This is a genomic window from Actinomadura nitritigenes, from assembly GCF_017573545.1.
In the GTDB taxonomy this organism is placed as follows: Bacteria; Actinomycetota; Actinomycetes; order Streptosporangiales; family Streptosporangiaceae; genus Spirillospora; species Spirillospora nitritigenes.
Map to the genome: position 1 here is coordinate 193,644 of NZ_JAGEOK010000014.1, position 24,461 is coordinate 218,104.

Here is a 24,461-nt window from a genome sequence, read left to right on the forward strand (position 1 = left end):
CGCCCCATGGTCACCGCGGCCGACGAGTTCCGCCCGGCCGTGCCGGCCCGGTCCGGAACCGCACACCGGACGAGACCGTCCGCATGGACTTTCCGGGCCGTCGTCAGCGCGCACGTGGTCGCGATCTCCGGCCAGCCGGTGTTCGCGGGCGTGTTCCTGAGCGGCGACTACGAAGGGCTGCGCCTCCACGAGGCGGGCGCCAACGTCACCACGTCCATCGGCTACGTCCAGCTGATCGCGGCGATCGCCGTGTGGGTCCGGCTGCGGCGGGCGGGGCCGTTCCTCGCGACGCTGGCCCTGGTGGCGGCCGAGACCGTCCAGTACTTCGCCGGCATGGACGGCGCGCTGTGGCTGCACCTCCCGCTTGGCGTGGCGACCATCGCCGCGCTCGTCGTGCAGTTCGTCGACGTGTGGCGCCGGCCGCTCGGACGGCGCCCGGAGGCCCGGCGCGAGCGGGCGCGGGCGCGGGTCGCGGCGGAGCGCGAGCGGCAGGAGACCGGCGATGAGTGAGCACGAGACCGGCCGGCCGGAGCCCGCATGGCCCGGCCGTGCCCGCGGCCTGGCCAGGCGGCACGTCCTGAGCATCGGCGGCGCGCTCGGGCTGGTGGCGTTCACGGGCCTGACCACCGCGCACGCGCTGGCCCGCCGCCCGCCGCGCACCGGCGCCGAACTGCGCAGCGAGGTGCCGCTGCCGCCCCCGTTCCAGGTGCCGCTGCCGATCCCGCCCGTCCTGAAGCCGGTCGCCACCGCGGGCGGCATCGACCGGTACGAGGTGACCCAGCGGGAGGCGACCGCCGAGATCCTGCCCGGGGTGCGGACACCGCTGTGGACGTACGAAGGCGTCTTCCCCGGGCCGACGATCGAGTCGCGGCGCGGCCGTCCCGTCACCGTCCGGCACCGCAACGAGCTGCCCGTGCCGACCGTCGTCCACCTGCACGGGGGACGGACCGCGGCGACGTCCGACGGATACCCGACCGACCTCGTCCTGCCGGACGGCTGGCCGGGCACCGCGCAGGGCATGCGGGGCGGCCACCACGCCATGGCCGGGATGCACGGCATGAGCGGGACGCACAGCACGGGCGGGATGCGCGACCCCCGGGCGGTGGAGACCCGGCTCACGCGCGACTACACGTTCCCGCTGGACCAGCGGCCGACGCTCCTCTGGTACCACGACCACCGCATGGACTTCACCGCCCCCGCGATCTGGCGGGGCCTCGCCGGCCTGCACATCGTCCGCGACGACGCCGAGGAGGCGCTCGGCCTCCCCTCCGGGCACCGCGAGCTGCCGCTCATGATCGCCGACCGGGCGTTCGACGCCGGCGGCGCCCTCGCCTACCCCGCGCTCGACCCCTCGCTGCGCGACCGGCCGGGCGTCGAGGAGCCCTACCTCGCGGGCGTCCTCGGCGACGTGATCCTGGTCAACGGCGCGCCGTGGCCCGTGCACGAGGTCGACGCCGCCCGGTACCGGCTGCGCGTCCTCAACGCCTCGAACGCCCGGCACTACGAGCTGGAGGCGGTCACCGACGACGGCCGCCGCCTCGACCTCGTCCAGGTCGGCGCCGACCAGGGCCTGCTCGCGGCGCCGGTCGCCCACCGGACGCTGCCCATCGCGCCCGCCGAACGCTACGACCTGGTCGTCGACTTCTCGGACGTCCCGGTCGGCGGCCGCGTCAGGATCGCCAACCGGCTGGGCTCCGGCCGGACGCGCGACGTCATGGCGTTCCGGGTCGCGCGCACGGCGCGGGACGGCAGCCGCGTCCCGCGCGTGCTGTCCGCCGACCTGCCGTCCTGGCGCCGGTCCGACGCCGTCCGGGTCCGGGACCTCTCGTTCCGCGCCGGGCGCATGGACGGCGGCCACGGCTGGCTGATCGGCGGGAGGGCGTTCGACCCCGCGCGCACCGACGTCACTGTCCGGCTCGGCGACATCGAGGTGTGGCGGCTGGTCGCCGACGTCCACCACCCCGTCCACCTGCACCTGGCCGGCTTCCGGGTGCTGTCGCGCGGCGGCCGGCGGCCCCTGCCCCGCGACGCCGGGCTCAAGGACACCGTGGCGCTCCGGCCCGGCGAGGCCGTCGAGATCATCGCGCGTTTCGACGGCTACCGCGGCCGCTACCTCTTCCACTGCCACAACGCCGAGCACGAGGACATGGGGATGATGGCCAACCTCGACGTCGTCTGACGCCTCACCCGCCGCCGCGGCGGCGCTTGGCGTCGACGTTGCCGGTCAGGGTGCCGAGGAGGGCGGGCAGCTCCGCCACCGTCGCGGCGGGCAGGCCGGCCACGGTCTCCTCGGCGAGGTCGCACCACAGCCGTTTGACCCGGTCGGTCACGGCCCGGCCCGCGTCGGTGAGCTCGACGACGGTGGCGCGCTGGTCGCCGGGCGCGGGCGCGCGGCGGATGTGGCCGGCGGCTTCGAGCTTGCGGGCCATGAGCGTGACGCTGGGCCGCTCGACGCCGAGCGCCGCGCTCAGCTCGGCCTGGATCATCGGGCCGGTCCGGGCGAGTTCGAGCAGCAGCGCCTCCTGGCCGGGGTGCAGGCCGAGCGGGGCGAGCAGCTCGGCGGTCCGGGCCCGGTGGCGCAGGCTCAGCAGGCGGATCGCCTGGTTGAGGGCGTCGGCTCGGTCGAAGTCCACGGGCGCTCCTTGACACACTGGTTATGTGGATAACTATTATGCGGCTAACGTTATCCGCATAACTAATCCTAACCAGGGAGCCGTCATGACCGCGAAGAACGCCGTCACCCGCGGCGGCGCGACCGGGACCCCGCCCGCCGGCGCCACCGGACCCGCCTGGCTCGTGCTGGCGCTGGCGTGCGCCTGCCAGTTCATGGTGATCCTCGACTCGTCCATCGTGAACGTCGCCCTGCCCTCGGTCGACCGGGACCTCGGCTTCTCGCCCGCCGGGCTGGCCTGGGTGGTGAACGGCTACCTGCTCGCCTTCGCCGGGCTCATGCTGCTCGGCGGCCGCGCCGCCGACCTGTTCGGCCACCGCCGGACGCTCTCTTCCGGCCTGCTGCTGTTCTCCGCGTCGAGCCTGGTCGGCGGCTTGGCGACGGTCCCCGCGGCCCTCGTGGCGGCCCGCGTCGCGCAGGGCATGGGCGCCGCCCTGCTGGCCCCCGCGACGCTGGCCGTGATCAACACCGGCTTCGCCGCGGGCCGCGAGCGCGCCCGCGCGTTCGGCGCCTGGTCCGCCGCCGGCGGCGTGGGCGGGACGGCCGGCGCCGTCGCGGGCGGCGCCCTCACCACCGGCCTGTCCTGGCGGTGGGTCTTCCTGATCAACGTGCCGATCGGCGCGGTGCTGGTCGCGGTCGCCCTGACGACGCTGCCCGGCAGCCGCACCGGCCGCCGGGAACCGCTGGACCTCGCCGGCGCCGCCACCGGGACCGCCGGCCTCGCCGCGCTGATCTACGGGGTCATGCACGGCACCGACCACGGGTGGACGTCCCCTGCCGTCATCGCACCGGCCGCGGCCGGGCTGCTCCTGCTCGCCGCGTTCGTCCTCGTCGAGGCGCGGTTCGCCGCCCGGCCGATGATGCCGCTGCGGCTGCTGCGCGTCCGCGGGGTCGCCGCCGGCAACGGCATGCTGCTGCTCTTCGGCGGCATCGCCATCGCGATGTGGTACTTCACCTCGCTGTTCCTGCAGGACGTCCTCGGCTACGGCGCGCTGCAGGCCGGGCTCGGGCAGACCCCGGCGGCGGTGACGTTCGTGGTGACCGCGCGGCGGGCCGCCGGGCTGCTGCCGCGCACCGGCGTCCGGCCGCTGATCCTCTCCGGCTGCGCGTCCTTCCTTGCCGGTTTCGGGTGGCTCTCTCAGGCCGATGCCGGCTCCGCCTACGTCACCGGCATCCTCGGACCGACCCTGCTCATCGCGGTCGGCATCGGGCTGACCTTCCCCACCCTCATGGCCGCGACGACCGCCGGCGTCCCCGAGGCCGACGCGGGCACCATCGGCGGCCTCGCGCAGACCGCGAGCCAGGTGGGGGGATCGGTCGGGCTTGCCGTGCTCACCACCGCCGCCGGCACCGCGACGCGGGCCGCAGGCTACGAACGGGTCTTCCTCATCGCAGCCGGATTCGCCCTTGCCCTCGCGCTGACCAGCCTGCTCCTTCCGCGTCGCAGGGACGCCCTGGTACCCGAGGTCAGCGGGTGAGGCGGCGGCGGATGTCGGCGCGCAGCTCCCCCTTGGCGACCTTGCCGCCGGACGAGCGGGGAAGCCGGTCGAGCACGACGAGCCGCTCGGGATGCCACTCGCGGGAGACGCCGCGCTCCGCAAGGTGGCCGGTGAGCGCCTCCAGGTCCAGCTCGGCGCCCGGGCGCAGCTCGGCGTAGACGCACACGCGCTCGCCGAACACCTCGTCGGGCATCGCGACGGCCGCGGCGAGCGCGACCGCCGGGTGGGTGCTCACCTCCGCCTCGACGGCCGCGGCGCTGATGTTCTTGCCGCCCCGGATGATCAGGTCGCTCTGCCGGCCGACCACGCGCAGGCACCCGGCCTCGTCGATCTCGACGATGTCGGCCATCAGCATCCAGCCGTCCGGGGTGAACAGGGCGCGGTCGGCTGCGGGGTCGTCGTAGTAGCCGGGCGACGTCGCCGGGCCCTTGCAGCCGGGCTGCCCGGGACGGCCGCCGCCCGTGATGTCGGACCCGTCGGCGGGGTCGAACAGCCGCACCCGCATCTCCGGGATGACGCGGCCCGCGGTCCTCAGCCGCACCTCGGGAGGGTCGTCCAGCGTCGTGCGGCTGAGCGCGCCGGTCTCGTTCGAGCCGTAGAACTGCAGCACCTTCGCGCCGGTGGCCTCCTCGAACCGCGCCGCCCGCTCGTAGGGGACGGCCTCGCCGCCGGTGAACATGCAGAGCAGCGACGACAGGTCGCGCCCCCTCTCCTCCTGGGCGTTCAGCAGCATGATGAACTGCGTGGTCACGCAGTGCAGAACGGTGACCCGGTGCCGCTCGATCAGGTCGAGCGCGGCGTGCGCGTCGAACCGCTCCATCAGCACGGTCGGGATCCCGAGCACCGCCGGGCAGAAGTGCGCCGTCCACAGCCCGAACCCGAACGGGGCGGGGACGGCGCCCATGAACACGTCGTCCGATGTCAGCGCCCCCGCCTGCCGCGCGAGCTCGCTGAAGTAGAACCAGCGGTTCTGGGTGTGCGACACGCACTTCGGCAGCCCCGTCGTGCCCGAGGTGGAGTTGATGAGGGCCAGCTCATCGGGGCCGAGCGCGCGGCCGGTCAGGTCGCCCTCGCGCGGGTCGTCCGGGAGCCCGAGCCGGTCCACGACGACGTGGCGGGAGAGGTCGACGCCGTCGGCGCGCAGCTCCGCCACCAGGTCGGCGGACGGCTCGCCGCGATGCTCGCCGAGGGTCACCAGGGCGCGCGCGCCGGTCCGTTCCAGCAGATGCCGCAGCTCGCGGCGGCCCGCGCGCGCCCCCACGCCGACGAGCACCAGCCCGGCCTTCTCCGCCGCCACGGCGGTCACGTGCCAGGCCGGCCCGTCCGGCAGCAGCGCCGCCACCCGCTCGCCCGGCTCCAGGCCCAGCCCCGCGAAGTGCCCCGCCAGCCGCGTCGAGTGCTCCTCGTAGCCGGACCACGGCAGCGTTCCGTCCGCGGTGATGTACGCGGCGTCTTCCGGCCGCCGCGCCGCGTGCCGCCGGACGTACCCCGCCACGGTCTCCGATCCCCACCAGCCGGCGGCCCGGTACGCCGCGACGGTCTCCCGGTCGAAGGGACTGGTCACAGGTGCCTCCTCGGGCGTCGACGGCTGCCCGAAAGATCCCACAAACCGGAGGGAACGCGATCGGCGACGAGGTCAGCGGCCGGTCGCGCCGTCGATCAGTTCGCGGAGGATGTCCGCGTGGCCCGCGTGGCGGCCGGTCTCCTCGATCATGTGGGCGAGCGCCCAGCGGACGCTGGGCGCGGAACGTCCTCCCGCCCGCGGCCGCGGGACGGGCGCGCCGAGATCGGCGCACCCGTCGAGCACCTCGTTCGCCCGCCGCACCGCCTCCCGGTAGCGGCCGACGACGTCGCCCGCGCCGTCCTCCGGCGCGGCCCGGAACGTCGCCTGCCAGTCGGTGACCTCGTCGCCGACGAACATCGAGCGTTCGACGAAGGTCAGGTGGTTGAGCAGGCCGAGCAGGTTCGTGCCCGACGGCACCGCGGCGGTCCGCACCTGCGGCTCCGGCGCGCCGTCGACCTTCGCGGCGATCGAGGTGCGGAGGTAGTCGAGGAACCCCCGCAGGGTCTCGATCTCGCTGCTCCCCGTCCGGGGCGGCGGTGTGTCGCCGCGGTGCTTGCGACGCGCGGTGCTGGGCATGGCGGCCTCCAGGTCAGGCGGTGCGGCGGATGGTCGATGACCTGGCCAGTGTCAGTGGGCACACCACGATCGGCACGGTTTTTTGCCGTTCCGGCAAGAGCACCACGCGTCCTGCGTGGGGAGGGAAACCCACACCATCGACCGTCAGATGTCGAAATCCGTCAATCGCGTACGGGTGGCTGGAAGAGATCAGGGGGCGGCACCAGCCTGAAGGGCATGACCGCTCACGACGTCGACAGGATCGACCACTCCGTCCTCTACACCACCGACATGGACGCCACCGCGGCGACCTACGAGGCGCTCGGCTTCACCCTGAGCCCGCTGTCCATGCACATGGGCTCCGACCGCCCCGGCGGCGAGCGCCGGCCGATGGGCGCCGGCAACCGGTGCGCGCTGTTCGGCCGGACGTACCTGGAACTGCTCGGACTGTTCGGGGACGGCTCGGTCGACCCGTGGAACATCCGCCCCCTGATCTCCCGGTACGAGGGCCTGCACGGCTGCTCGTTCGGATGCGGCGACGCCGAGGCCGTCGAGGAGCGGCTGCGCGAGGCGGGGCTGTCGTCGTCGGGAGTGCTGCCGTTGCAGCGGGACGTGGAGACACCCGGCGGGACGGCGACGGCGCGGTTCGAGGCGGTGCACCTCGACCGCGCGCTCACCCCCGAAGGGCTGATCCACATCGCGCGCCACCTGACCCCCGAACTGATCCACCAGCCCCGCTACCTGGACCACGCCAACGGCGCCACCCACCTGCACAGCGTGCTGCTGGTGGTGGACGACGCCGACCTGGAGGCCACCGTCGCCCGCTACGCCCGCATCCTGGGCGTCGCGCCGATCACCGAAGGCCCCCGCAACGTCCTCCCCCTCGACGCGGGGCGGATGGAGATCGTCGCGGTGTCCGCGTTCGGGGAGGTGCTGCCCGGCGAACCGGTGCCCGCGCTGCCCTACCTCGCGGGGCAGGCCGTGGCCGTCAAGGACGCCCGCGCGGCCCGCGCGCTGGTGGAGGGCAATGGATTCACCGTCCGGGAACTGCCGGACGGGTTCTTCGTCGGAGCCGCCGAGGCGCGCGGCGCCGCGATCGCCTTCCTGGAGGTCTGAGCGGTGACCGGCCTCGTCCACGCGCCCGCCGGAACGCTGCGCGGCGGCTCCACCGGCGCGGTCACGGCGTTCCTCGGCATCCCCTACGGCTGCGCCGAGCGGTTCGCCGCGCCGCGGCCGGCCCCCGCCTGGCCGGGGGTGCGGGACGCGGGCCGTCCGGGCCCGGCGTGCCCGCAGCCGCCCTCCCGGCTGGAACGGGTCATGGGACCCGGCAGCGACCTGGACCAGGACGAGGACTGCCTGTCGCTGAACGTCTGGACTCCGGGCGGCACCGGGCTGCCGGTGCTGGTCTGGCTGCACGGCGGCGGCTTCACCAGCGGCTCTGGCGCGGAGGCCTGGTACGACGGGGCCCTGCTCGCCGAGCGCGGCCGGATGGTGGTCGTGACGGTCAACCACCGGCTGGGCGCCCTGGGGTACCTGTACCTGTCTCCCGGGTTCGGTCCGGCGAACGTCGGCCTCCTCGACCAGATCGCCGCGCTCGGCTGGGTCCGGGAGAACATCGCCGCGTTCGGCGGCGACCCCGGCCGCGTCACGCTGGCGGGCCAGTCCGCCGGGGCGCTGTCCGCGCTCGCGATGCTGGGCCATCCCGCCGGCTCCGGCCTGTTCCAGCAGGTCGTCCTGCAGAGCACGCCGACCGGGGTGCCGCCGTACGGCCCGCGCGATGCGGCCCTGATCGGCCGGCGGCTGCTGGACGTCCTCGGCCTGCGCCCCGGCGAGGCGGACCGGCTGCGGACCGTGCCGGTCCCGCGCCTGCTGGCCGCCCAGGGATTGGTCGCACGCCGGACGGCCGCGCCCTTCAAGGTGACCCCGCCGTTCCAGCTGGTCGCCGACGGCGGCGTCCCCGCCGACCTGCTCACCGGCGTCCCCGACGGCATGCCGGCACTGATCGGGACGACCCGCGACGAGGCACGGGCGTTCTTCCCCGGAGCCCCGGCGGAGGCGACCGCCCGGCTCTTCGGCGCCGGTGCCCTGCTGCAAGCCGGGCGGAGCTTCGCCTTCCGGTTCGACTGGTCGCCGCCCGGCAGCCCCTTCGGCGCATGCCACTGCGTCGAGCTGCCGTTCGTGTTCGGCGGCCCGGACGCCTGGCGCGCGGCGCCGATGCTGGCCGGCGCCGACCCCGCCGACCTGAGGCGGCTGACGGACGAGGTGCAGAACGCCTGGATCGGCTTCGTCCACACCGGTTCGCCCGGCTGGCCGCCGTTCCCGCACGTCAGGCACTTCGCCCGGGCCCCGCTACCCTGACGCGCGTGAGCGCCCCGGTCCTGGACGAACTCGACCGCCGGATCGTCCACGCACTGCACATCGACGGGCGCGCGCCGTTCAGCCGCATCGCGTCGGTGCTGGGCGTGTCCGACCAGACGGTCGCGCGGCGCTACCGCGGCCTCCGGTCCACCGGATCCCTCAGGGTGGTCGGCCTGCCGAACGCCCGGCGGCTGGGATGGGTGGAGTGGTTCGTCCGGATCCAGGTGACGCCCGACGCGGCGGTGCCCGTCGCCGACGCGCTCGCCCGCCGGCCGGACACCTCCTGGGTCTGCCTCACCTCGGGAGGAACGCAGATCGTCTGCGTCACCCGCGCGCGCAGCCCGCACGAACGCGACGCCCTGCTGCTCGGGCAGCTGCCGAGGACGCCGCGGGTCACCGGCGTCACGGCGCACTGCCTGCTGCGCGTCTTCGCGGGCGGCCCGTCCGGGTGGCACGGCAGAGCCGACTCGCTCGCTCCCGGGCAGGCCGCCGCCCTCGCCCCCGAGCCGCCGCACGAACCGCGAGGGCGGGTCGTCCTGCGGGAGGGCGACGAGCACCTGCTGGCCACGCTGGCCCGCGACGGCCGCACGACCTATCCCGAGATCGCGCGGGCGACCGGGTGGTCGGAGATGACGGCCAGGCGCAGGCTGGCGCACCTGCGCGGGCACGGCGCGCTGTTCTTCGACGTGGACGTCGATCCGCTGCTGCTGGGGTTCGAGACCCTCGCCATCCTCTGGCTGACCGTCCATCCGGCCCGGCTGCGGCGGACGGCCGAGGCCCTGGCCGCGCATCCCGAGGTCGCCTTCGCCGCCGCGACCACCGGCCCGACGAACCTGCTGGTCTTCGCCGCCTGCCGCGACGTGGACGCCCTGTACGACTACCTCGAGCGCGGGATAGGGACCCTGCCGGGAATCCGCGAACTGGAGAGCGCACCCGTCATCCGCAACAGCAAGCGCGTAGGAGCCGCGCAGACGCCCGGCCAATAGGCGCGCTGCTCCGGGCGGGCCGCGCGTGACCCGCCCCGGCGCCGGGGCGGGTCACGCGCGGCCGAGGGTCTCAGCGCCGACGGTCCGGCCTCACTTCAGGTGCCGGGCGAAGAACCGGTTCCCGTCGTCCCCCTCGTGCTGCGGGACGCCGGTGTGCCCGCCCATGTTGGCGTGCAGTGTCTTCTCCTTGGAGGCGAAGGCGTCGAACAGGTCCAGGGCCATCTGCCGGTCGTTCCCCTCGTCGTCCCACTGGAGCAGGACCAGCAGCGGAATGGTCACCTGCCGGGCCTCCTCGAAGATGGCGCGGGGCACGAAACTCCCGGCGAACAGGACGGCGGCCGAGATGCGCGGCTCGACCACCGCCAGCCGGACGCCGATGGAGATCGGCCCTCCCGCGTACCCGGCCGGGCCGCCGATCTCGGGCAGCGCGACGAGGGCGTCCAAGGCGGCCCGCCATTCCGGGACCGCCGTGTCGACCAGCGGCAGGACGAGCCGGTCCACGATCTCGTCGGCGACCGGCTCGCTGGCCTCCAACGCCCGGCGCAGGTCGGCGCGGGCCTCGTCGACGGCAGCTATACGGGGCCGGTCGCCGCTGCCGGGGAGCTCGATGGTGGCCGCGGCGTAGCCCTCCGCCGCGGAGTGCCGGGCCCGGGCCGCCAGCCGGGGGTACATCCTGCCCAGTCCGCCGGGGTGGCCCATCAGGATCAGCGGGGCCGGCGCGGACGCGGACGCGGGCGTCCACAGGATGCCGGGGATCTCGCCGAGGGTGAATCCGCGCTCGAGGACGCCGTCGTCGAGGCGCTGTTCGGAAGTGAATCGCATGGTCGTGCCTTTCGGGAGTGCTCGCGAACGGCGCTCCCGGACGACCTATCGCCCGACCGTGACCCCTGAGGGGAGCACCCATGTCGTCAGGTTCACGGGTACCACCTCCTCGGTCTTTCGCACGGCCTCCGGCAAGGTAGCAGCGGCCGCCGCGTCCCGCCAAAGGGTTTTCGAGAGGCCCCCGAACGCGATCGCGGCGCGGCGCGCAAAGGCCCCGCGCCGAGGATTCGGCGCGGGGCCATGGTGCCTGCGGAAGAGGGTCAGCCGTTCCAGCCGGACGTGAGCTGCACACGCGCGGCGAACCCGGTCGAGCGGCCCGCGTAGACGTACATCACGCCGGTGTTGCTCTGCACACCGATCAGGTCGGGGACGCCGTCGCCGGTGATGTCACCGGTGTAGGTGAGCGAGCGGATGCCGCCCCAGCCGGAGCCGAGCTCCTTGCGGGTGCCGAGCGCCTTCGACGCGCCGGGGTAGACCCACAGCGTGCCGTCGGAGATCCGCACCGCGATCATGTCGGGCTTGCCGTCACCGGTGATGTCCCGGACGCCGACCAGCTTGTTCATGCCGTTCCAGCCGCTGTTCCCGATCTTGATGCGGCTGCCGAGCGCCTTCGACGCGCCGGGGTACAGCCACAGCGTGCCGTCGGACTTCCTGGCCCCGATGAGGTCGGGCCTGCCGTCACCGGTGAGGTCGCCGATGCCGGTGAGGTCCTTCATGCCGTTCCAGCCGCCGGTCCCGATCTTGATGCGGGTCCCCAGGGCGTTCGTGCCGCCGGGGTAGAGCCAGAGCGTCCCGTCGGACTTCTGGGCGGCGATGAGGTCGGGCTTGCCGTCACCGGTGAGGTCGCCGATCCCGGTGAGCTCGGTCATCCCGTTCCAGCCGCCGGTCCCGATCAGGCGCCGGTCCGAGGCGGCCAGCTTCGGGCCGGGGTAGAGCCACAGCTTCCCGGTCGCGCGGTCGACGCCGGCCAGGTCGGCGGTGCCGTCACCGGTCAGGTCGCCGACGCTCGCCAGGTCTGCGTCGGTGTGGCCGGTGACCTTGAACATGCCGCTGGGCTGCATGTCCGCGGCGAGCTTCGCGGCGCTGATGGTGTGCGAACCGCCGGTGGGCTTCCACGGGTCCCAGACGGTGATCGTGCCGGCGCTGGTGCTGTAGCCGTAGGCGATGATCGCGTGGCCGACCTTGGAGCCGCTCATGCCGGCGTTCCAGGGCAGCTTCTCCATCCACACGCCGAGGACGGGGGCCCGCTTGAGCACGCCGACGTCGTAGGAGACCTGCGCCATCATCGTCGACGCCGTCGAGGCGCTGGAGAAGCCGTAGCTGTAGCCGAGCGGGTCGGTGTACCCGTTCATGACGGGCAGCGCCTGGCTTCCGCTGGTGCCCTTGGCCGCCGTCGTGCCCATCTTGGAGGCCAGGGTGTCCTGGCTGACGGACACGCCGAACGTCGACAGGCTCATCGACGCCGAGGTCGGCACGCACTTGTAGTTCGTGTTCTGGTACTGGCCCGTCAGCGACAACTTCGCCGAGGCGGGCGCCGCGGCGGCCGCCGAGGCGGCGACCTTCGGCGCCATGAGCGAAGGGGCCGCCTTGACGAGCGCGTCGCCGCGCGGCGGGCGGGGGGCCGCGTCCGCGGTCCCTGCCGTTCCCACGACTCCGACGGCCGCCAACGCGAGCGCGGCCACCGGGGCCGCCAAGGGCAGGCGCCGGCCGGACGATTTCATGGAGGTCTCCTCGCGTTCGGGGGGAGCAGCCTGTTCTCCCGGTCACCGGGAAGGAGGCCACGCCTTGGGGGGACACCCGGCGGCCTCGAAGGCCGCCGACCAAGATCTTTGACGCCGTCGCGCGGGAAACGGTTTCCCATCGTTTGCGGGCGGGCGCACCGGACGGCGCGAACGGCGGCCGGCACGGTGGACCCGGCGTCGCCGCCGCCCAGCCCCGGCGGAAGGAATCGTACCGAATGAAGATCAATTACGGCAGTCGAGCCGGGGGCCGGCGTTGTGTTCGACGAGCCGCCAGCCCCTGCGGCCCTCCTCGAGGATGGACCAGCAGCCGTTGGAGAGCCCGACGGAGCGGCCGATCACCGCTCGCCCGACACGAAGCCGGCCCGGTCTTCTCGATGATCTCCAAACGATACGAAGCAGGGTCCCTACCGCCGACCGGCCGCGAAGCCGAGCCGGCCCCAGGCTCCGGCTCCAGAGTTCCTCCGGGAAGCCGAGCCAGTGCAGCATGCCGATGCGTATGGCGGCCCCGTGCGACACGACGACGAGGACGCCTCCGTCGGGGACGCGCTCCAGGGCCCTTTCGAGGGCGGCACTGAACCGTTTGGCGACCTGTTCCTCGGTTTCGCCGCCGGGGGGCTGCCACGTGGCGTGCTCGTCGGGGTAGCGGGTGCGGATCTCGTCGCCGGTGAGCCCTTCCCATGCTCCGCCGCCGCGCTCGATGAGGTCGGAATCGCACGTGACGGTCAGGCCGGTGGCGTCGGCGAGGGCCTGGGCGGTGTCCGCGGCGCGTTGCATCGGAGAGGAGACGATCGCGGTGGGCCGGAGGGCGGCGAGGAGCCGGGCGGCGCTTGCGGCCTGCTGGACCCCGACGCTGTCCAGCGGGACGTCGGTCGTGCCCTGGAAGCGGCGCTGGACGTTCCACACCGTCCGGCCGTGCCTCATCAGGACGATCTTGCGGGATCCGCCCTCCGCCTTCACGGGCCCTCCCCGGCGCGTACGCGCGGTCCTTCCGCGGCTGCGAGACCGGCGGCAAGGCCGCCGTGCCCGATGCTCGGACGCCACAGCGCGATGGTGCCGATCTCGCACGCCCGCACAGCACTGCCGATCATGGCGGCACCCTACCGGCCTCCCGGCCGCCGGCGGCATGCCCTCAGACGGACGCGGTCTCCCACACGAAGCCGTCGGGGTCGGTGAACGGGGCGGCATCGCCGCTGATGACGATGCGGTGCGATCCGCCGCCCTCCTGGGGGACGCCGATGTCCTTGGCGAGGGCGCGGCGCGGGTAGAGCGCCAGCGTGACCGCCGACGAGGCGGTGTCGAACTCGACGTACTTGCCACCGAAGCTCTTCGCCACCGCGAGGCCGCGGCCGACGTAGAACCGCTTGCTCGCCTTGACGTCCGCGACTCCCAGCAGGAGCGCGACCCGGTCGATCTCCCGGGTGACGGGACCGGTGTCCTTCTTCTTCGAGGTCGCGATCTTGCAGATCGTCCCGTCCGGGGCGCGGACGGCGCCGCCGTACCCCCAGAAGCCCTTCGTGGCCGGCTTCAGCGCCGTGGCGCCGGCGTCGAGGGCGGCGTTCATGAAGGCGTCGACGTCGCCCGGCTGGGACACCACGAGGGACAGCGCGAACCCGCGGAAGCCGTCGGCCGGCGCGTCCGAGGCGCGCACGTCCACGTACGGGCCCAGCCCGAAGGACTCGTAGAAGTCCTTCGCGGCCGCGGGGTCGGCGACTTCCAGGGTGACGGATCCGAGGGAGGTCATGGCATTCCCATCCAGTGCGTTCGGTGAGGCCGGTAGGGGCGTCTGATGACCGGCCGCCGCGTCGCGGGCGGCCCGTCGTTCAGGTGCCCACAGCCTGTCGCCCGGCCCGCCCTCCCCACATGCGTGCCGACCACGGATTCGCCTACGTAACGGGGACACGGAGCGCTACTCGGTGGCCGCCACGGCCCGGCGTTGGTGGGCCGCCCGCGCTGAGCGGCAGGCGGCCGGAGTTCGGGTCAGGGGGTGAGCGCGTCTTCCAGTGCCGCCCGCGCACCGCGCAGGGCGAGGCGGAGCTGGTCCGGTGAACGGCGGACCTGGGCCAGCAGGAGGCCGCCCTGGATCGCGGCCATGGTGAGGTCGGCCAGCTCGGTCACGTCCACGTCCGGGCGCAGCTCGCCCGACTCCTGCATCCGGCGCAGGCCCGAGATGAGGGGGGCCTCCCAGCGCGCGAAGGCGTCCACGAACGACTGCCGGGTGAGGTCGTCGCTGCCGCTGAGCTGGCTGGCCAGCGAGCCGATCGCACAGCCGCCGACCGCGTCCTGCCGCGTCCCGTTGGCCACGATCGCGTCGAACCAGCGGTCGATGCCGGCCGGCGAGTCGACCTGCAGGAGCAGCGGTTCCTGCGCGGCCAGCACCGTGTCCACGGTGCTGTGGACCACCGAGCGGATGAGGTCGTCACGGTCGTCGAAGTAGTGGTAGAGCTGGCTGCGGCCGACCCCCGCGGCGCGTTCGACGTCGTCCAGCGTCACCGCTGCGACGCCGCGGCGCTGGATGAGGTCCGCCGCCGAATCGAGGATGCGCTTCCGGGTCGCGCGACCCCGCGTGGTGGTCGGTGTGCGCCCCATGGACCGCCTCCATGTTCTGTACTACGCAGTACAACCTCTTTGTATTGCCTGATACAGTCTGCCGCAGAACTTTTGTACTGAGCGATACAGTCTGGCGGGGAGGCGGAGGAAGCGCCGCGCCCGCGATCACGGTCGGCGCCATCGGCGCCCTTCCGCGTCCCCCACGACGGAGAGGAAAGCCATGCCCCTCGACCGACCCGCCGGGGTGCGGCGGCGCGCGACCACGCTCGGTCTCGTCGGCCTGCTCGCCGCGCTCGCCACGGCCCCGGCGGCGCTGGCCGCCCCGGTCCCGGCCACCGTCCCCGCAGCCCCTGGCACCGCGGCCGGCACCCGCCTGGACGACGTGCGCGTCCTCGCCCACTTCGACCGGGCCGCGGGCCAGGTCGCCGAGAGCATCGCCCCGGAGCCCGGCGGCAGCGTGGTCATCGGCATGATCTCCGCCCGCCAGGTGGTGCGGGTCGCGCGGAACGGGGCCCTCCAGGTGCTCGCCACCATGCCGCCGCCTCCGGGCGGCGGCACCACCACACCGGTCGTCGGGGCCCCCGATGTCACCGGGGTCGCCCGGTCGGCGAGCGGCGCCGTGTACTTCCTCTACTCCTCCGGGCGGGGCGGGCTGACCGGGATCTGGCGGCTCCGTCGCTCCGGCGGGCCGCGGCTCGTGGTGCCGCTGCCCGCCGACACCTTCCCGAACGCACTGGTCATCGACGGTGGGCGGCACCGCTTCCTGGTCACCGACTCCGCCGGCGGGCGCATCTGGCAGGCCTCGCTGAGCGGCGGCAAGGCCTCCGTGTGGTCGGCGGACCCGGCCCTGGCCCCCGCCGGCTTCTTCGGTGCCAACGGCATGAAGATCCACGACGGCGCCGTCTGGGCGACCAACTCCGACCGCGGCACCATCGTCCGCGTCCCGGTGACCGAGGACGGCGGCTCCGGCCGAGCCGAGGTCCGGGCCACGGGCCTGGAGGGCATCGACGACTTCGACTTCACCGGCCGGGGCACCGAGATCCTCGCCGCGATCAACCAGGGCAGCGAACTCGTGCGGGTGGGCGCGGACGGCGGACACGAGACCCTGCTGGACGCCGATGACGGCATGCAGGGGACCACGGCCGTCATCGTCCGAGGAAGCCGGGTCTATGTGACCAACGGCGCGAACCTCGCCGGAGACGACCCGACCCTGATGCTCGCGAGGCTGCAGCGGCGCTGACGCACCTGCGCGGGATGGGCCAAGTGTCGACCAAAGTGGGGGCCGGTCCCATCCTTCGCGGGCAGCGGCGCCCCGGTCCCGGGCGGCAGCCTGAACGCATGGACGAAATCGACGCGCCCTTGGCGCAGGCGCCATACATCGGCTGCACGACGGAGGAGCTGCGGGCGCGCAGGAAAGGCGACCGGATCGCCGCAGGTGTCGACCAGAGCGTGCTGTTCCCGCGACGCGGCGAGGCGACGCTCCATGATGACCGGCTCGTCCTGGGAGCATGGGGTGACGACGGCGATCTGGTGCTGCGACCGGGCGAGGTGACGTCCGTCGCCAACGAGTACACCAAGCTGTACGGGCGGTTCATCGGCGGGCTGCTGAACGCCGGCAAGCCGCTGATCCTGGGAACCGTCCCCGCCGGAGAGATCTACCTGATGATCGATCACAGGACGTTCATGGAGACCACCGACAACCGCAGATGGGCGGGACTGGTCAGGACGTGGCTCAGCAGCGCCGCATGAGCGACGAGGCGATCGGCTCCGTCCGGCGTGCGCCGCACGCCGCTCCCGGGGTGGCCGGCGGGGGCGGCGGGGGCGGCGGCCCGCGCACCGCCCGCGATGTCGCTGTGGACATCGCCGCGATCGTGGTCGCGGTCGTGCTGGGAGCCGTCAACGCGTGGCCGCGCTACGGGGGCATGCCGCACGCGGTGGCGGCCGCCGACGCGGGCGTCGGTCTGCTGGCGAGCGCGGCGCTGTGGGGCCGGCGCCGGTGGCCGGTCGGGCTGGCGCTGGCCACGGTGACGCTGTCGGCGGTGTCGCCCGCGGCGGGCGGTGCGGCGTTCGTGGCGACGCTCTCGGTGTCGGTGCACCGCCCGCTGCCGGTCGCGGTGTGGGTCGGCGGCCTCGGCATCGCCACCGAGCTGGTGATCGCGGCGGTGCTCCCCGATCCCCGGGTGCCCTACGCCGCGACCGTCACGATGGGCGCGCTGCTGACCATCGGGACGGTCGGCTGGGGGCGCGCGATCCGGGCGCGGCGGGGTCTGCTGCTGTCGCTGGAGGAGCGGGCGCGTCGCGCGGAAGAGGACCGGCGAGCACGGGTCGCGGAGGCCCGGCGCATGGAGCGGGTGCGCCTGGCCCGCGAGATGCATGACGTCCTCGCGCACCGGATGTCCCTGCTCAGCGTGTACGCGGGGGCGCTGGAGTTCCGTCCGGGCGCGCCCGAGGAGGAGATCGCCCGGGCGGCCGGGATCATCCGCAGCGGCGTCCATCAGATGCTGGTGGACCTGCGCGAGGTCATCGGACTCCTGCGGGAGGACGATGTCGTCGACCCGGACGAGTCGGCGCGTCCCGCGCTGGCACGCCTCGCGGGGCTCGTGGACGAGGCGAGGACGGCCGGGACGCGTGTCCACCTCGACCTGCGCGTCACCGAGCCGGACGTGGTGCCGGCACTGGTCGCAGGCACCGCGTACCGGATCGTCCAGGAAGGTCTGACGAACGCCCGCAAGCACGCGCCCGGCATGCCGGTGACGGTCACCGTCGACGGCGCGGCCGGACGCGGGCTGGCGGTGCAGGTGCGGCAGCCGCTCGCGATGGGGGACGCGGGCATCCCCGGCTCCGGTGTGGGGCTGACCGGGCTGGCCGAGCGCGCCACGCTCGCCGGCGGGGTCCTCGAGCACGGGCCCCGGGACGGCGAGTTCGTGCTGTGCGCGCAGCTGCCGTGGGAGGGGTGATGGGTCCGGTCAAGGTGCTGCTCGTCGACGACGAATGGCTGGTGCGCGCGGCATTGCGCACCATGCTGTCGGGCCTGGACGACATCGAGGTCGCCGGGGAGGTCGCGGACGGCGCCGCCGTCCCGGAGGCGGTCCGCTCGACGGGCGCCCGCGTCGTCCTGATGGACATCCGGATGCCCGGGACCGACGGCCTCACCGCCACCGAGCGTCTCCGCGCCAGGCCGGACGCCCCCGAGGTCATCGTGCTGACGACCTTCGACACCGACGACATGGTGCTGGGGGCGCTGCGCGCCGGGGCGGCCGGCTTCCTCCTGAAGGACACCCCGCCCGCCGGGATCGTGGAGGCGATCCGGCGCGTCGCCATGGGCGAGCCGATCTTGTCCCCTTCGATCACCCGCAAGCTCATCTCGCACGTCCGGACGCTGCGCGGCGACGACACCGCACGCGACGCCGCACGTACGCGACTCGCCGCGTTGACCGGCTCGGAGCGCCGTGTCGCGGCCGCCGTCGGGCGCGGCCTCTCCAACGCCGAAGTAGCGGCCGAGCTGCACATGACGGTGGCGACCGTGAAGTCCTACCTGTCGAAGATCATGCGCCGGCTCGACCTCAACAACCGCGTGCAACTCGCCTTGCTCGTCCAGGACGCACAGTAGCGCTCGCGTCCACGGACGAACACGCTCAGTGAAGGTGGTCTTCATGGATTTCACCTCCGACCTTCCGCGTCTGGTCGCGGCCGCGGTCGTCGTGGTCGGGGTCGGCGCCTGCTCCCCGCACGCCACATCGATCATCGAGGCCAGACAGGCCCTCCGCGGTCCGCAGGGTCCGCAGGGTCCGCAGGGTCCGCGGGAGACCGTCGAGACCGACAAGGGCCGGGTCAAGGGCGTCGCGGCCGACGGGGTCATCAGGTTCCAGGGCATCCCGTACGCGGCGCCTCCCATCGGCCGGCTGCGCTGGCGGCCACCGGCCGCCGCGGCCCCGTGGAAGGGCGTGCGGAGCGCCGCGGAACCCGGACCGATCTGCGCGCAGCCGGGAGCGAAGGGATCCTCGGAGGACTGCCTGTACCTCGACGTCACCGCACCGGCTCGGGCCGGCAGGCGCCCCGTGGTGGTGTGGTTGCACGGCGGTGCCTTCAGCTCCGGTTCCGGTTCTGAGTACGACGCGGCCCGGATGGCGGAGAAGGGCGATGTGGTGGTGGTGACCGTCAACTCGCGGCTGGGTGCTCTCGGCTTCTTCGCCCACCCCCGGCTGCGGGACTCGGGTGACTACGGTCTGCAGGACCAGCAGGCCGCTCTGCGGTGGGTCCGCGCCAACGCCGCGGCGTTCGGTGGCGACCCGGGCAAGGTGACGCTGATGGGGCAATCTTCCGGCGGCGCGAGCGTCTGCGCCCAGCTCACCTCGCCGCAGGCGGCCGGCCTGTTCCACCGTGCGATCATCGAGAGCGGTTCGTGCCTGCAGAACTGGCCCAGGAACATGCTCGCCCCCGGCGACGCCGCCTCCCGGTACTGGGCACCGGTTACGGAACTCGCGGCCAAGGGCAGGACGGCGCTGGGCTGCCGGACGCTGGGCTGCCTGCGCGCGAAGCCCACCGCAGAGGTTCTCTCCCTCAACGGGGCCTTCCACCAACCCGCCTACGGCACCGCCGTCCTTCCCAAGAACCCCGTCGCGGCTCTGGCTGAGGGCGCATTCCATCGGGTGCCCGTGCTCCAGGGCAACACCAAGGACGAACATCGGCTGTTCGCCGCGCTGTTCACACTCGACAGGCCCATCACGGCGGCCCGTTACCGCCGTCTGCTGACCGAGACGTTCGGTGAGCAGCAGGCGGCCCGTGTCGCCCGGCGGTACCCGCCGGGACGCTCGGCGAGCCTGGCCTGGGCGGCGGTGGGAACCGACCGGGCCTGGACGTGCCCCACGCTCGCCGCTGACCGCCTCCTGGCGAGGCACGTGCCCGTGTACAGCTTCGAGTTCGCCGACGAGCGCGCCCCGGCGCCGGATCTCAAGCCCGGCTTCCCCATGGGCGCCTATCACGGCTCGGAGCTGCCCTACCTGTTCGGCATGGCGAACGTCCGCCTGGCCCCTGCGCAGGTCCTGCTGTCCAACCGCATGATCGCGGCGTGGACGAGGTTCGCCCGGACCGGTGCCCCGGGCGGAGGCTGGCGACCGTTTCCGGAGACCATGCAGCTGACCCCGGGCCGCGACCTGCCTGTCGATGCCGGCGCCGAGCACCACTGCGCGTTCTGGCGGTGACCTGGCGACGCCGACCGGACGCCGGGCCGGGGCGATCGGCCGCCCCGGCCCGGCGCGGCAGACGGGTCAGCTGCGGCCGAGCATCTCAGCGGTGAGGACGTTGCCGCCGATCCCCCAGCCGCCATCGGGAACCTCGTCGACGAGGACCAGGGTGGTCGCCCTGGCGCGCTCGCCGTACACGTCGGCGTAGGCGTCGGTGACGGCGTCGATGAGCTTCTTCTTGGACTCGGGGGTCAGGGTGTCGGCCGGGACCTTGAGGTTGGCGAACGGCATGATGACGACCTTTCTCGTGATGGTGATTCAGAGTGAGGCGGTCGAGGACAGCAGGTCCTCGATGCCCACGCGGTGGTAGAACTCGGCGCGGATCCGGTCGGCGACGATGGAGACCACCTCGCTGCCGTCCTTACTGGGGTCGACGTGGCTGCGGAACGGCCGCCGGCCCGCCGGGAGGCCGACGATGCGGACGATCTCGCCGGCGACGGACTCCGCCCTCGCGTCCGGTGGGATCAGGCGGTTCAGCCGGCCGGTGAGGCCGGCGCGGAGCTCGCCGTAGGGCTCCTCGTACGCCTTGTCGCGGACCGCGTCCGATGGTCCGCCCGCGTTGGCGAAGTGGTTGGTGCCCGAGGTGAAGGCGCCGGGGACGACGATGGAGGTATCGATGCCGAACCGGATGAGCTCGGCGGCGTAACTCTCCGCGAGGGCGTCCATGGCGGCCTTGGCCGCGAAGTACGGGGCGAGGAACGGCGGGTGGCCGCCTCGGGTGGAGGAGCTCCCCACCCACACCAGCAGTCCGGAACCCTGGCCGCGCAGGTGCGGCAGCGCGGCGCGGTTGACCCGCTGGGCGCCGAGGACGTTGACGTCGTAGACGGCGGCGAGGTCCTCGGCCGTGAACGCCTCGGCCGGCCCCAGGACCATGTGCCCCGCGTTGTGGACGACGGCGTCGAGGCGGCCGTACCGGTCCAGGACGGTGCCGACGGCCAGGTCGGCGGACTCCTGCGACCGCACGTCCAGTTCGACCGCCGACAGCGCGAGGTCCTCCTCGGCGGCGAGCCGGTGCAGGGCGGCGACGGCGGGCGCGTTGCGGTCCGCGGTCCGCCTCATGCCGGCGGCGACGGCGTGCCCGTCCCGTGCCAGGGCCACGGCCGTCAGCCGGCCGAACCCGCTGGAGGCCCCGGTGACGACGATGACCTGTCGCGCGGCGGCCATCAGATGATGCCGCCGTTCGCGCGCACGACCTGCCCGTTGACCCAGTGCCCGGCCGGGCTCGCCAGGAAGGAGACGACCTCGGCGATGTCCTCGGGGGTGCCGAGCCGCTCCAGCGGCGGCTGCTTGGCGAGATGCTCGATCGTCGCCTCGTCCTTGCCGTCCAGGAACAGTTCGGTGGCGGTCGGGCCGGGCGCGACGGCGTTGACCGTGATGTCGCGTCCGCGAAGCTCGCGGGCGAGCACCAGCGTCATCGCCTCGACGGCACCCTTGCTCGCGGCGTACGCCCCGTAGGCGGGGAACTGAAGGCCGACCACAGAGGTGGACAGGTTGACGAGCGCGCCGCCGTCGCGCACGCGGCGCGCGGCCTCCCGGGCCATCACGAACGCGCCGCGGATGTTGGTTCGGTGCAGGGCGTCCAGCTCGTCCAGATCGAGGTCGGCGATCGGGGACAGCGCCAGCCGTCCCGCCGAGTTGACGACCACGTCGACCCCGCCGAAGGACTTCTCGGCGGCGTCGAACATCTCCGCGACGGCGCCCTCGTCGGCGACGTCGGCCTGGACCGGGATCGCCCGGCCGCCGGACGCCGCGATCTCCTCCACCACCCGCGCCGCGGCGGAGGCCGCCCCCTGGAACCCCACCGCGACCGCGAAGCCGCGTGCCGCCAGCGCCGCCGCAATGGCCTTGCCTATCCCGCGGGAGCCGCCGCTGACGACGGCCACACGCTGATCACTCATGGCGAAACCCCCTGCTCTTATCGTCGATACGGAACATTCATATCGACGTTATGACCTCACCGTAGCACAGGTTCGTAGCATCGTTAGCGGATGGCGGTATCATCGATCTCATGGCAGAGACGGACCCGCTCCGCGCGGCGATGATCGAGGCCGCGGAGCGGCAGCTGGCGTCGTCCTCGGACCACGAGATCGCGACGCGTGCGGTCTGCGAGGCCGTCGGCGTGAGCCAGCCCGTGCTCTACCGGCTGTTCGGTGACAAGCGCGGGCTGCTCGACGCCGTCGCCGACCACGGGTACGAGCGGTACACCGCGCTCAAGGCCGCCCAGGAGCAGACCGGCGACCCGGTCGCCGACCTGCACGCCGGCTGGGACGGCCACATGGCGTTCGCCCAGGAGAACCCGGCCCTCTACCAGCTGATGTTCACGCCGCGGCCGTGGTCGCACTCGACGGCGCGAGAGCGCGTGATGGACCTGCTGGTGGCCGCGCTCACACGGTGCGCGGCGGCGGGCGCGCTGAGACTGGAGCCGCGAACCGCCGGTCAGCTGATCCTGTCGGCGAACGTCGGGACCGCCCTGGACCACATCGCCCACCCGGCCCTGTTCGAGGACCCGGCGCTCTCCCACCGCATGCGGGACGCCGTGTTCTCGCACGTGCTGACCACCACGACCGCTCAGGACGGCGCCGACCCGCTGCACACCGCCGCGCTGCGCCTGCACGCGCAACTCGACCTCACCGGGACCGAGGCCCTGGAGCCGGTCGAGACCGCCCTCCTGCGGCGATGGCTCGAACGCATCACGCAACCCGGCCACCGGTGACGGCGGGCGGATCCGCCGGGGCAGGTCGTCGAGACCGCCCTGAGGGCTCTGGACCCGCCGCACCCCGCCGCCCAGCGTGATCACCGGCAGCCGGGTGGAGCGTCACCAGGTGTAGACGACGCCGGGCCGGGTGCTGTCGGCGGGCAGGGAGAAGGCGGTGCGCCTGCCGGTCTGGAGATCCAGGCGCGCCCAGCCATCGCCTCGCCGGTAGAAGACGTGCCTGCCGGTCGCGTCGGCAGCCGGCAGTTCGAGGAAGGCGGGGACGTCCTTCCACTCGTCCAGGGTCCGGGCGCCGCCCCCATCGGACGGCAGCAGCACGAGCCTGACCTCCTGCCTCGTCTGCCGCAGGGCGAGCCGGTCGCCGCTCGGCAGCAGGACGGCCCCCAGCGGATCACCGGCGGCAGGCACGTCCCGGCCCGCCGGGAGCGCCCCCTCCCTGCTCTGGACGGCCAGGTCGCCGGCTGTGCCGTCGGCCGACCAGTGCACCTGGCGGCCGTCCTCGCTCCAGGAGATCGCGTCGAGGCCGGAGCGGCTGCTCCAGGCGCGCTCCTTGCCGGTGCGCAGGTCACGCACCACGAGCACGTCGCCGCCGTGTCCACTGAGCGCCAACGCGAGGCGGGTGGCGTCCGGCGACGGCGCCAGCGCGGTGACGCTCGGCCAGGCAGAGGGCGCCTGCGTCGTCTCCGGCGCGGGCGAGGCCGCAGGCAGGTCCCGGGACCGGGGGACGCGGGCGACGAGCAGCGCCTTGCCGGGACGTCCCTTCTCGTCGACGCGGGTCCGGGCGACGAACTGCGGCGACGAGGCGCCCCCGCCCTTGGCCTTCACGGTGAAGAACAGCGTGCGGTTGTCGGTCGCGCTGGTCAGGCCCGCCCAGTCCTGCACGTAGCCGGCCGGTGGTTCGACCGTGCCCAGCGTCCGGCCCGTCGCCGCCTGCACGACCCGGGTCGGGGACTCGCCGTCGCTGCGGAACAGCAGCGTCGGGGACGCGGCCGGCCGGATCGGCGTCACCGCGCCGATCGTCAGGCCCGGTTCGTCCGCCTGCCCGCCGTGGCCTCGCGCCGTGAGCACGGCGGCGAGCAGCACGGCCGTACCGGCGGCCGCCAGCGCCGGAAGCAGCAGACGGGGACGGCGAACGCGGCGGCGCCGGGTGCGGGGGGCGGGCGCGGTGTCCCAATCCGGTTCGCACGGCGCCGGTACGGCGGCGGTCCTGGCCTCGAACGCGGCACGCAGCCGGTGCTCGATGTCCGTCGTCATCGCTGTCCTCCCAGCAGGTCTTCCATGCCGCGCAGCGCGCGGGAGATCGTGGACGAGACGGTGCCGCGGCTCACACCGAGCGCGGCCCCGATCTCGGCGTCGTCCAACCCGAGATAGAAGCACAGCACGAGCACCTCGCGCTGCCGCCGGCTGAGCCGGTCCAGTGCGGCGAGCACCGCGGCGTGCTCCTCGCGGCGCAGCGCCTCGGCGTCCGCCGCGCTCTCGGGCACCGGGTGCAGCCTCCGGGTCCGCGCGGCGGTCCGGCGGCGGCGCAGCGCCGACCGGCAGCCGTTGACCACCGACGTGCGCAGATACGCCTCGGGACTCTCGGGCGGACCCTTGCGCTTCCAGCGGCGATACAGGCCGATGTAGGCCTCCTGCACCACCTCCTCGGCGAGCCCCTCGTCACCGACGAGCAGCACGGCGATGTGCACGAACTTGCGGGCGTGGCTCTGGAACAGCGCGGACAGAGCGTCCGCCGGCCGATCCGCCATGTGCGGATCGGAC

The 24,461-nt window shown here is 73.9% G+C and carries 26 protein-coding genes; 12 read left to right on the forward strand and 14 right to left on the reverse strand.

The window, feature by feature from the left end:
- Positions 1 to 6 precede the first annotated feature (6 nt).
- Together J4557_RS23085 and J4557_RS23090 are read left to right on the forward strand one after the other, a co-directional pair.
- Positions 7 to 510, forward strand: coding sequence for a hypothetical protein (locus J4557_RS23085; RefSeq protein ID WP_208268802.1), 504 nt, complete (start codon positions 7 to 9; stop codon positions 508 to 510).
- Positions 503 to 2,179, forward strand: coding sequence for a multicopper oxidase family protein (locus tag J4557_RS23090; protein ID WP_208268803.1), 1,677 nt, complete (start codon positions 503 to 505; stop codon positions 2,177 to 2,179). Before J4557_RS23085 ends, J4557_RS23090 begins: the two co-directional genes overlap by 8 nt.
- Before the next feature lie 4 nt (positions 2,180 to 2,183).
- Here J4557_RS23090 and J4557_RS23095 read toward each other — a convergent pair whose 3' ends face one another.
- Complete coding sequence (locus J4557_RS23095) at positions 2,184 to 2,633, reverse strand: MarR family winged helix-turn-helix transcriptional regulator (protein ID WP_208268804.1); 450 nt, start codon at positions 2,631 to 2,633, stop codon at positions 2,184 to 2,186.
- A gap of 85 nt (positions 2,634 to 2,718) precedes the next feature.
- On the opposite strand from J4557_RS23095, the gene J4557_RS23100 reads away from it, so the two are divergent.
- Positions 2,719 to 4,149 (forward strand): MFS transporter, encoded by a 1,431-nt coding sequence (locus tag J4557_RS23100; protein WP_208268805.1) that lies wholly within the window; start codon positions 2,719 to 2,721, stop codon positions 4,147 to 4,149.
- Here J4557_RS23100 and J4557_RS23105 read toward each other — a convergent pair.
- Both J4557_RS23105 and J4557_RS23110 read right to left on the reverse strand, forming a co-directional pair.
- Positions 4,139 to 5,734 carry a class I adenylate-forming enzyme family protein gene (locus J4557_RS23105; RefSeq protein WP_208268806.1) on the reverse strand — a complete coding sequence of 532 codons (1,596 nt, stop codon included), beginning with the start codon at positions 5,732 to 5,734 and terminating at the stop codon, positions 4,139 to 4,141. The genes J4557_RS23100 and J4557_RS23105 overlap by 11 nt on opposite strands.
- Positions 5,735 to 5,806: 72 nt before the next feature.
- Positions 5,807 to 6,310 (reverse strand): DinB family protein, encoded by a 504-nt coding sequence (locus tag J4557_RS23110; protein ID WP_208268807.1) that lies wholly within the window; start codon positions 6,308 to 6,310, stop codon positions 5,807 to 5,809.
- Positions 6,311 to 6,526: 216 nt separating this feature from the next.
- Here J4557_RS23110 and J4557_RS23115 point away from each other — a divergent pair, with 216 nt between their 5' ends.
- Genes J4557_RS23115 through J4557_RS23125 form a run of 3 tightly spaced genes read left to right on the forward strand, consistent with a single transcriptional unit; the run spans position 6,527 to position 9,633 of the window.
- Positions 6,527 to 7,405: a VOC family protein gene (locus tag J4557_RS23115; protein ID WP_208268808.1), complete on the forward strand. Its 879-nt coding sequence runs from the start codon at positions 6,527 to 6,529 to the stop codon at positions 7,403 to 7,405.
- A gap of 3 nt (positions 7,406 to 7,408) precedes the next feature.
- A complete protein-coding gene (locus tag J4557_RS23120) occupies positions 7,409 to 8,647 on the forward strand; it encodes a carboxylesterase/lipase family protein (RefSeq protein WP_208268809.1) in 1,239 nt (412 codons plus the stop codon).
- A 5-nt stretch (positions 8,648 to 8,652) separates the two neighbouring features.
- Entirely contained in the window at positions 8,653 to 9,633 is a 981-nt protein-coding gene (locus J4557_RS23125; RefSeq protein ID WP_208268810.1) for an Lrp/AsnC family transcriptional regulator, read from the forward strand.
- A gap of 90 nt (positions 9,634 to 9,723) precedes the next feature.
- On the opposite strand, the gene J4557_RS23130 is transcribed toward J4557_RS23125, so the two are convergent.
- From J4557_RS23130 to J4557_RS23150, 6 genes are all read right to left on the reverse strand, one after another.
- Positions 9,724 to 10,455 carry a dienelactone hydrolase family protein gene (locus J4557_RS23130; RefSeq protein WP_208268811.1) on the reverse strand — a complete coding sequence of 244 codons (732 nt, stop codon included), beginning with the start codon at positions 10,453 to 10,455 and terminating at the stop codon, positions 9,724 to 9,726.
- A 260-nt stretch (positions 10,456 to 10,715) separates the two neighbouring features.
- Positions 10,716 to 12,176, reverse strand: coding sequence for an FG-GAP-like repeat-containing protein (locus tag J4557_RS23135; RefSeq protein ID WP_208268812.1), 1,461 nt, complete (start codon positions 12,174 to 12,176; stop codon positions 10,716 to 10,718).
- A gap of 243 nt (positions 12,177 to 12,419) precedes the next feature.
- Positions 12,420 to 13,154 carry a histidine phosphatase family protein gene (locus J4557_RS23140; protein ID WP_307800145.1) on the reverse strand — a complete coding sequence of 245 codons (735 nt, stop codon included), beginning with the start codon at positions 13,152 to 13,154 and terminating at the stop codon, positions 12,420 to 12,422.
- Positions 13,151 to 13,285, reverse strand: coding sequence for a hypothetical protein (locus tag J4557_RS51030; protein ID WP_279576143.1), 135 nt, complete (start codon positions 13,283 to 13,285; stop codon positions 13,151 to 13,153). The genes J4557_RS23140 and J4557_RS51030 overlap by 4 nt, the downstream gene beginning before the upstream one ends.
- 41 nt (positions 13,286 to 13,326) lie before the next feature.
- The gene (locus J4557_RS23145; protein ID WP_208268813.1) at positions 13,327 to 13,938 is read right to left on the reverse strand and encodes a glyoxalase; all 612 of its coding nucleotides are present in this window, start codon (positions 13,936 to 13,938) and stop codon (positions 13,327 to 13,329) included.
- Positions 13,939 to 14,174: 236 nt separating this feature from the next.
- Positions 14,175 to 14,783, reverse strand: a complete 609-nt coding sequence (locus tag J4557_RS23150; RefSeq protein ID WP_208268814.1) for a TetR/AcrR family transcriptional regulator — start codon at positions 14,781 to 14,783, stop codon at positions 14,175 to 14,177.
- 181 nt (positions 14,784 to 14,964) lie between these two features.
- Here J4557_RS23150 and J4557_RS23155 point away from each other — a divergent pair, with 181 nt between their 5' ends.
- From J4557_RS23155 to J4557_RS23175, 5 genes are all read left to right on the forward strand, one after another.
- Positions 14,965 to 15,984: a hypothetical protein gene (locus J4557_RS23155; RefSeq protein ID WP_208268815.1), complete on the forward strand. Its 1,020-nt coding sequence runs from the start codon at positions 14,965 to 14,967 to the stop codon at positions 15,982 to 15,984.
- Between the two features lie 98 nt (positions 15,985 to 16,082).
- The gene (locus tag J4557_RS23160) at positions 16,083 to 16,493 is read left to right on the forward strand and encodes a hypothetical protein (RefSeq protein WP_208268816.1); all 411 of its coding nucleotides are present in this window, start codon (positions 16,083 to 16,085) and stop codon (positions 16,491 to 16,493) included.
- Positions 16,490 to 17,701: a sensor histidine kinase gene (locus tag J4557_RS23165; RefSeq protein ID WP_208268817.1), complete on the forward strand. Its 1,212-nt coding sequence runs from the start codon at positions 16,490 to 16,492 to the stop codon at positions 17,699 to 17,701. Before J4557_RS23160 ends, J4557_RS23165 begins: the two co-directional genes overlap by 4 nt.
- A complete protein-coding gene (locus tag J4557_RS23170; RefSeq protein ID WP_208268818.1) occupies positions 17,701 to 18,354 on the forward strand; it encodes a response regulator transcription factor in 654 nt (217 codons plus the stop codon). The genes J4557_RS23165 and J4557_RS23170 overlap by 1 nt, the downstream gene beginning before the upstream one ends.
- A 43-nt stretch (positions 18,355 to 18,397) precedes the next feature.
- Positions 18,398 to 19,945, forward strand: a complete 1,548-nt coding sequence (locus J4557_RS23175; protein WP_208268819.1) for a carboxylesterase/lipase family protein — start codon at positions 18,398 to 18,400, stop codon at positions 19,943 to 19,945.
- 66 nt (positions 19,946 to 20,011) lie between these two features.
- Here the strand turns inward: J4557_RS23175 and J4557_RS23180 are convergent, their stop codons facing one another.
- Genes J4557_RS23180 through J4557_RS23190 form a run of 3 tightly spaced genes read right to left on the reverse strand, consistent with a single transcriptional unit; the run spans position 20,012 to position 21,885 of the window.
- A complete protein-coding gene (locus J4557_RS23180; protein ID WP_208268820.1) occupies positions 20,012 to 20,218 on the reverse strand; it encodes a 4-oxalocrotonate tautomerase family protein in 207 nt (68 codons plus the stop codon).
- A gap of 27 nt (positions 20,219 to 20,245) precedes the next feature.
- Positions 20,246 to 21,151: an SDR family NAD(P)-dependent oxidoreductase gene (locus J4557_RS23185; RefSeq protein WP_208268821.1), complete on the reverse strand. Its 906-nt coding sequence runs from the start codon at positions 21,149 to 21,151 to the stop codon at positions 20,246 to 20,248.
- Entirely contained in the window at positions 21,151 to 21,885 is a 735-nt protein-coding gene (locus tag J4557_RS23190) for an SDR family oxidoreductase (RefSeq protein WP_208268822.1), read from the reverse strand. The genes J4557_RS23185 and J4557_RS23190 overlap by 1 nt, the downstream gene beginning before the upstream one ends.
- A gap of 110 nt (positions 21,886 to 21,995) precedes the next feature.
- Between J4557_RS23190 and J4557_RS23195 the strand changes: the two genes are divergently transcribed.
- A complete protein-coding gene (locus J4557_RS23195) occupies positions 21,996 to 22,700 on the forward strand; it encodes a TetR/AcrR family transcriptional regulator (RefSeq protein ID WP_208268823.1) in 705 nt (234 codons plus the stop codon).
- A gap of 102 nt (positions 22,701 to 22,802) precedes the next feature.
- Here J4557_RS23195 and J4557_RS23200 read toward each other — a convergent pair whose 3' ends face one another.
- Positions 22,803 to 23,954: a TolB family protein gene (locus J4557_RS23200; protein ID WP_208268824.1), complete on the reverse strand. Its 1,152-nt coding sequence runs from the start codon at positions 23,952 to 23,954 to the stop codon at positions 22,803 to 22,805.
- Positions 23,951 to 24,448, reverse strand: a complete 498-nt coding sequence (locus tag J4557_RS23205) for an RNA polymerase sigma factor (protein ID WP_208268825.1) — start codon at positions 24,446 to 24,448, stop codon at positions 23,951 to 23,953. The genes J4557_RS23200 and J4557_RS23205 overlap by 4 nt, the downstream gene beginning before the upstream one ends.
- Between the last annotated feature and the right edge of the window lie 13 nt (positions 24,449 to 24,461).